Raw genomic sequence first — 7,546 nt, 5'->3', positions numbered from 1 at the left:
CCTTACGGGCAGCTAAGATAATTAGAATTATTATGAGTAGATTTATATCTTGAATCTGCAAAACTATGGGAGTTGCTAAGATTACTCCTAAAATAGTGCCGCCAAGACGCTGTATAGCCTTTTGGATTGTGCCACCATAATCTGGCTGGAGAACAAACAGCACCGTGAAAGCCATCCAATAACCGTGATGCCAATGGAGTAAAATAGATACAAACATGGTAAAAGTAGTGACAGTGGCTAGACGCATAGCCGCAGTAAAATTAATCGACTCAAAAGTCCAGTTATTTTTCAATATTTCCCAAAAAGAGGTGACTGGAGTTAAAGAAACTGACTGGAGTGCAACCTTGACTTGCCTTTGGTGATCGAGGAGTAGGGTAATAGTGGCATCAATTTGTTCTGCCAAGTTTTTCAGAATCAGGATCAGTTTATGCAGATTAGGTGTGATGGTTTCCTGAGAATTACTGCCAATACGGAACTTTTTCCTTAAGTCCTGCACTTCCTGTTGTAAAGTTATGAGCATCGACAAGGTTTCTTGAGCAATTTCTTGGCGATGGCTTGTCTTCCTCAATTTAACTATCTCATCTAGGTTTTTCATTACCTTGATCAGGGTTTGGCAGGCTTGCTTGAGATCTGGTTCCATCTCAGCTAATTCTCTCTTACTTTGTCCGACCATCAATTCTGTCAGAGCAATGACTTCCCGATACATATCAGTTAGCTTCTCAATCAGAAAAATCAAGTACTGGCCTTCAATATGAGTGCCAGGTTGACTTCTATAAACCTCGTACCAGAGGCTATGAGCTTGGGCGGTCTCGCGTAGCGAGCGCGTTGCGACCATTGTTCCAGTTTGATATTGTGCTTGGGCTGTTTCCAGATCCCAGAGTTCGTCCTTATCGGCAATCTCAACTCGGGCAACAGTTTCGAGAAAATGGGTCAAGCTTTGGTAACTGGCAATGATGGCTTGTTTAACTGGCCTGTAGGGATCGTTGAGCCATATTACCCAGGGTCGAACCATTACCCAAATGCCGGCCAATAAGAGTAACCAAAATCTTTCTAGGGCTAGATCCAGATTGCCCGGTAGGTGAGTAGAGATAAACCAAAACACTGCCACTACCGGCGTTGTCAGATGAAGAGATGAGAAGGCAAAATGGATAGAAACTCAATGAAGGAAAAAAAACGATGAAATGTCCAGAATGTAAAAGTGACCACATCAATAAAAATGGTCATCGTGGTCAAAAACAAAACTATATATGTGTAAACTGTGGTCGCCAGTTCATCGATAGCTATGAAACCAAGGGCTATAGCGATGATGTTAAGCGCACCTGTCTGAAAATGTAGGTAAATGGCATGGGATTTCGAGGCATTGAGAGAGTGACGGGAGTCTCACGAACAACCATTATAGATTGGGTCAAACAAGTGGGAAAACTGCTGCCTGATTCCTATAATCCAGAAACGATTCCAGAAGTGGGAGAACTAGATGAATTAGAGACCTTTGTTGGTAAAAAAAAGAACAAAATCTGGCTCTGGACGGCTGTTGACCACTTTCGAGATGGAATTCTTGGATGGGTAATTGGTGGTCTCGCAAGGCGAGTGCCTTCGGCAACATAGTGCAGAGACATTTCAACGTTTATGGCAAGCTATCTCATTTTGGCAATGTTATTTTTGGGTAAGTGATGGAAATCCAGTGTATCCAATATTTATCCCTGATGGGGATCAGATTGTTAGCAAAACTTATAGGACAAGGGTAGAGGGAGAAAATACAAGATTACGTCATTACTTAGCGCGTCTTCATCGTCAGACTCTCTGCTATTCAAAATGTGTCAAAATGTTAGAAAATTCCCTACCGCTTCTAATTCATTACCTTAAGTTTAAGGATGTTCCAGTTCCCTACACTTTTGCTTGATTCATCTTTACATCTGACAACGCCAACCACAGAGACACAAAGAACACAAAGTCAAAACAGATAGGGTTTGCTGAATAAATCTAAAAACCTTGTTGGGTAAGACTTTTAGACCTTTTGTCAATCAAAAAGTACCAGATATGGGAGTGATCGGGGGTAAAATTGGGTGCATCTCATTTTTGTAAATCTACCGAGTTGGTATTTTTAAAGGGAAACTATCTTCTAAAATTGGTCATCACTTCCGATTTTATCGCTCAATCCAAGCCTTTGGGGGGTTCTACCCCCCAAACCTACCGTTGGGGTCGTGGCGCCGCCCCCAAACCCCGGAGCGCATTAGTTTTTCGGTGGGATGCTTACAGACAGCCGCTGATATATCTGTAATAATTTAAGAGTCACTGATAATTGCCGATTGCCGGTATTTCTGCAAATGTGAGATGGACTCATCAGTTATCATTTATCAGATGCGAGTTATCAGTTCACTGATTACTGTTTACTGAACACTGAAAAAAAGCTCCCCACTTTCCACTATCCTATTAAACAGGATTGAGAATGACTAACTATTTTCTCATCGGTCAGAGCGAGGTAAAATTATAGATTATGGAATCACCGATCGAACGTTTTCGACTATCTCAAACCGCCAAAGATAGCCTAATAAAATTAAAACGCTACACCAAAATTGACCAATGGAATATCCTCTGTCGTTGGGCTTTTTGTCGTTCCCTTGCTGAACCGAGTCTCCCCTCTCCCGTTCCCATTCCTGCCGATAGCAATGTAGAATTATCTTGGAAAGTATTCGGGGGAGAAATGTCCGATATTTTCTTAATTGCCCTCAAACAACGTTGTCATCAAGACGGATTAGGAACCGATAAAGAAACTCTAACTCAACAATTTCGCTTACATTTACATCGCGGGATCGGTTATCTTGCCGGGGATGCCAAGCTAAAGAAAATCGATAATTTAATCGAATTAGAGAGGGAAAATCTCAGAGAATCTTAATCAAGAATGATCTGTTTTCAGGGGGAGCGCATCTCAAACGCTATTGACAATTGGCCAATTTTGTGATGGTATAGCAGTTTTCCTCAGGATGAGGCATGGGCAAGGGGCTTAAGCCCCTTGTTGGCAAAACTTGTCGATACCTCAGTAACGTGAAAAGCGCTATATTTAAAAGAGGGCGGCTATCGGGGGATGAGAAAAAATGGAAAATTTAATCGAGGAAGCACTAAGCCATCGAGCGATTAATCATCCGTATTTACTGGCTTTAGAAAAAGGAGAATTTCAACATATTGATGAAGTTCTGACAGACTTTGCCAGTCAATACGGAGCTTATAGTGACTGGTTTTCCCGTTATTTAACAGCAGTAATATCAAAGCTAGAAAATCCCACTCATCGAAATCACCTGCTGAAGAACTTAGCTGAAGAAAACGGACATCTACACGATGAAGATCTCGAAGCAATCCGTAAATTAGGTATTAAGGACGAGTGGGTACAGGAAATTCCTCACCCACAGTTATTCAAGCGTTTTCAAGAAGCGATGGGAGTAGATAGCACGCAAACGCCTTGTGTTGAAGTGGAAATCTGGCGTGAATCATTCTTATCGCTGCTCCAGAATGGAAGTTCACTCCAAGCTATTGGAGCGATAGGTTTAGGGACTGAATCTGTTGTTAAATTTATCTACAAACACATTATTGAAGCGATCAAAAAACATACATCATTATCCTTGCAGCAATATGTATTTTTTCCTTTACATACAGAAGTGGAGGATGAACACAGCTTAACTTTAGTTGAGATTGCTAAAGAATTAGCCAGTGAAAGCGAACAGGCTGTTCTGGAATTACGGAAAGGAATGTTAAAAGCCTTAAATCTACGTGCTGCTTACTGGGACAATATGTATGAACGTGCGTCGGCGTTAGATAAATCTTTGACATCATCAGACCAACTCAAGATTGTTACGCTTTTCACTAAAATGATTAAAGGCAAAAAGCTGTCTAATCAGGAACAGGAACTTTTATTGCATCAAATCAATGACGTGCGTATTGGATTGACGGAAGACTTATCTACTGTTCCAGTGGAAAAACTACTACCCGGATTGAGTTCACTTTTGCTATACGGGATGCAAACGGAAAAGCACAAGGAAGAAGTTCTGAACCTGTTAAATTGGCTTGCAGATCCATCTAATGAATGCCAATGCTCTCAAACAATATTAAGGCTTGCATCACAACTTTACCATGATTTTCAAACAGTGCGACTGGGAGCATTGACCGAAAAAATCAATGAACAAAAAAGCTTGACTCATGTGCAAGAAGGTAAAGAGCTTATTTCAACAATCAGCGCCAGCAACTTAGAAGCCTTATACAACAATAAGGTTGATAAACTCAATATTGACTTTAACGTATTTCGCCTACCATTTGATCTAGAAGTTTTAGATCCACGCCTAGTTATAGTCAAGCCAGGAAAAGCGAATGAAATGCACAGACACGCACATGAAACCGTATTTGTATTTCTTCAGGGTCAAGGAAAAGTTATTGTTGATCAATACGAAAACGAGGTCGAACCGGGTACTTTTGCTGTTATTCCCCGTTGGTGTGTGCATCAATCTGTGAACTTAGGAGAAGAAGAGCTAATTTTTCTGGCGATAGCTGATTTTGGATTAACTGGTAAAAGTTTTATGGGTAATTACTTACACAGTGCTAGACTAAAACAAAATTAGTGCAAATTTTATCACGTTAGATAGGTATGAAAGCAACACAAGAAACCAAAAAACTTTACGACGAAAGCGCAGGAGACTGGAAACGAGTAGAACCGATTTTGCTTTCTGATTACTCCGCACGTCCCTTTGTCATTGATTTATGTGAACCGATTGTCAACAAGAATATATTAGATCTAGGCTGTGGGGAAGGTTATGTAGGAAGAGAGTTAATTAACCGAGGCGCTCAATCTGTTCATGGGATTGATATTTCATCGCAAATGATCGAGCAGGCCTTGATTCAAAAAAACGAGCATCAGATTACTAATGCTTCCTATGAAGCTGGTGATATTCGTGATTTTGCGGTCACTGAGTCCGAACAATACGATTTAGTTCTGGCTATGTTTCTGTTCAACTACTTAAATGTTTCAGAAACTATTAGCACGCTGCAGAAAGCCTACCAACTTTTGAAATTCGGTGGCTATTTCCTGTTCGCCGTCCCCCATCCCTCTTTACCTTTTCTGAAAAAAGATAAGTTTCCGTTTTATTTTAACCCGAAAGCTGGCTATTTTTCCGGACGCGATCAATTATTCCCCGGTGAGATTTGGCGCCGAGATAGAAAAGCCGTCGCCGTGCAATGTGTTCATAAAACTATGGAAGATTACTTCACATCTCTTCGTTTAGCAGCATTCACAAAAATGCCAGAAGTTTATGAACTAAAAATTAATCAGGAACATTTAGAACTAGACCCAGAATTTTTTACTCCGCTCATTGACCTTCCCCTTCACGTTGCTTTCAAAATTCAAAAATGATTATACCGATTTCTGATCCTAATATTTCATTACTGACTTGGAAAAAATTGCCTGATCCTTCTCAACTATTTTTTCATGTACCAGAATCATTAGTCTTGGATTTACTAAAAAGAAGCAATCACAAATGGCTTGAAAAACCCAACGAAATAGGACAGGAAACAGTCAATAAAAATCTTGATTTTTTCCTACCATTTCGTGAGAAATTGCTCCAGAAACCAGGCATAATTATTTTCCGATTAGAACCGGAATTAACAGAAATAGAAATGCGGTTAATTTATGCTTTTATTTCTCGCATTTTTGGACTGCTAAACCACCGCTATGGCTATTTTTTTGATGTAATCGATCGAGGAATGGATTACACTAAAAAAGCTATACCCGTTTCGATGACGAATACAGAAACTGGCTATCATACCGATAGTACAGCCAAAAACTACTTCCCTGATATTGTTGGCTTACTGTGTCTTGCTGCCGCGGATGAGGGAGGAGATTCCCTGGTAGTAAACGCCGCCAATTTGTATCAATATTTCTGGCAACACCATACAGACCTAGTTCCCTATCTTTACGAACCTTTGGCGCGCGATGTGATTACACCTGGAGAGATTAATTCTCAAGAAGCTATTCAAAATAATAATTTCCCCTTATTCTCAACAGATTCTCAGGGTCTGGTTTTTCGTTATATGCGGTACTGGATTGAAGTCGCTTACTCCAAACTAGAAATAGCGCAACCGGAAGCTATCACAAAAACACTCGACATCATCGACGACTTTTTTTCAAAACCAGAAAATACAGTCCGCTTCAAAATGAAAAAAGGTGATGTATTTTACCTTAATAATCGCTTTTTATGCCACAATAGAACCGCTTTTAAAAATTCAGGAAAACCCCGACAGATGGTCCGTAGTTGGATTAACCTTTAAACAAAATACGTCCAAGGGAGAAAGTGAACTGGTCAAGGTACAGAGTACAATGACCTCAACTTCCTTGTCACTCCTTCAGGGGTTCAAACTCACCCTAAAAAACCTTCGGTCGGCCTAAAGTAGTGATATAGATAACTGCTTCATCGGAGGGAATTCCTAACACTTCATTAACTTGATCATCGAAAAAACCACCGATACCACTAACCCCTAACCCCAGATGAATAGCCGCTAAATTTAATCTCTGTCCCAAATGACCCGCATCTGCATGAAGATAACGATAGACTCGATCGCCATATTTAGCCACTGCTTTTGACAGATCCGCCGTATGAAAAACCACAGCGGCCGCATCTCGTCCCAAATCCTGACCTAAACAGAGATAATGTAACTCTTGCCAGAAATTTTTAAAGCGAATTTGCCGCAATTCTTGGGCTTTGGGAGCATAATAATAACAGCCTTCCTCTAATCCGGTTACTGCCGAAACAGCGATAAAAGTTTCCAATAAATCCAGAGCAAAATAATCGGGATTGGGATCGAGATTTTGGCCGGCATAATCTTGGGGTTGATAGGTGAAATGCAGCAGCGCTCGCAATTCGTCTAAACTGAGACTAGCGCCACTATAAGCGCGGGTAGATCTGCGTTTAAGCATCGTACTTTCCAGATCGATTAAATCTTCCCCCCAATTGACGGGACGGGATGTCACGGAAACTTTTAGACAAAAAGGAAAATTATATTTATCTTCCCAATTAGAGGGGGTAACAGTTGCTTCTATCTTCTCATCTGTAGCTATGATAGTGGCTCGGTGTAGGGAGTTTAATAATTCTCCCTCGGGAATTTCGGGATAAAGAGTCGTGGTTGCCGAAGGGAGTGCCGTGGTACTATGGGGGAGATTTTGCCGGATATTGAGCAGATCTGCCAAAGGAATCACCGTCATGACACTTTCTTTCTCGGAATCGAGATAAAGCAATTCATTCATCTGGATATCGTTAAAACCACCGATTAAATGGGCGCGATAGTCATTAATCGAGGCTGATAGCTCAATATTGCCCAATAAATGCCCTGTATCGAGGAAAATACGCCGATAAGCTCGATCTTCGTAGCGCCAAGCAGACCGATAAAAAATGGCACTGGTAACTACAGCGATATCGGTATTTTCTAAAACAGGATTCCAGAAACAAGCAGATTGTAGGTTGGTCCAGACATCACTTTCCCAGAATAAAAGCAGCGAGTGACTTTGACCTTG

6 protein-coding genes and 1 pseudogene are annotated in these 7,546 nt (G+C 40.9%); 5 read left to right on the top strand and 2 right to left on the bottom strand.

Annotated elements, in window-relative coordinates:
- A partial coding sequence (locus PX481_RS05690; RefSeq protein ID WP_288093948.1) for an FUSC family protein occupies positions 1 to 1,108 on the bottom strand: 1,108 nt, incomplete at its 3' end.
- Positions 1,109 to 1,176: 68 nt separating this feature from the next.
- Between PX481_RS05690 and PX481_RS05685 the strand changes: the two are divergent.
- The 5 genes and pseudogenes from PX481_RS05685 to PX481_RS05665 all read left to right on the top strand — a co-directional run bounded on the left by PX481_RS05685 (position 1,177) and on the right by PX481_RS05665 (position 6,306).
- Positions 1,177 to 1,900 (top strand): annotated as a pseudogene (locus PX481_RS05685) (IS1 family transposase).
- Positions 1,901 to 2,494: 594 nt separating this feature from the next.
- Positions 2,495 to 2,893: a DNA sulfur modification protein DndE gene (dndE, locus tag PX481_RS05680; RefSeq protein ID WP_288093947.1), complete on the top strand. Its 399-nt coding sequence runs from the start codon at positions 2,495 to 2,497 to the stop codon at positions 2,891 to 2,893.
- A 199-nt stretch (positions 2,894 to 3,092) separates the two neighbouring features.
- A complete protein-coding gene (locus tag PX481_RS05675) occupies positions 3,093 to 4,604 on the top strand; it encodes a cupin domain-containing protein (RefSeq protein WP_288058305.1) in 1,512 nt (503 codons plus the stop codon).
- Between the two features lie 26 nt (positions 4,605 to 4,630).
- Complete coding sequence (locus tag PX481_RS05670; RefSeq protein ID WP_288093946.1) at positions 4,631 to 5,392, top strand: class I SAM-dependent methyltransferase; 762 nt, start codon at positions 4,631 to 4,633, stop codon at positions 5,390 to 5,392.
- Positions 5,389 to 6,306, top strand: a complete 918-nt coding sequence (locus tag PX481_RS05665; RefSeq protein ID WP_002761181.1) for a TauD/TfdA family dioxygenase — start codon at positions 5,389 to 5,391, stop codon at positions 6,304 to 6,306. Before PX481_RS05670 ends, PX481_RS05665 begins: the two co-directional genes overlap by 4 nt.
- A gap of 94 nt (positions 6,307 to 6,400) precedes the next feature.
- Here PX481_RS05665 and PX481_RS05660 read toward each other — a convergent pair.
- The coding region (locus PX481_RS05660) for a SagB/ThcOx family dehydrogenase (RefSeq protein WP_288093942.1) at positions 6,401 to 7,546 on the bottom strand (1,146 nt) is incomplete at its 5' end.

Source organism: Microcystis sp. M53603_WE2 (genome assembly GCF_030065435.1).
The sequence above is the reverse complement of the archived record's forward strand: the minus strand, read 5'-3'. Positions and strand labels throughout refer to the sequence as shown.

Coding starts and splice junctions, on each gene's coding strand:
- PX481_RS05665 (WP_002761181.1), top strand. CDS start 5,389: ATGATTATACCGATTTCTGATCCTAATATTTCATTACTGACTTGGAAA.
- PX481_RS05675 (WP_288058305.1), top strand. CDS start 3,093: ATGGAAAATTTAATCGAGGAAGCACTAAGCCATCGAGCGATTAATCAT.
- PX481_RS05670 (WP_288093946.1), top strand. CDS start 4,631: ATGAAAGCAACACAAGAAACCAAAAAACTTTACGACGAAAGCGCAGGA.
- dndE (WP_288093947.1), top strand. CDS start 2,495: ATGGAATCACCGATCGAACGTTTTCGACTATCTCAAACCGCCAAAGAT.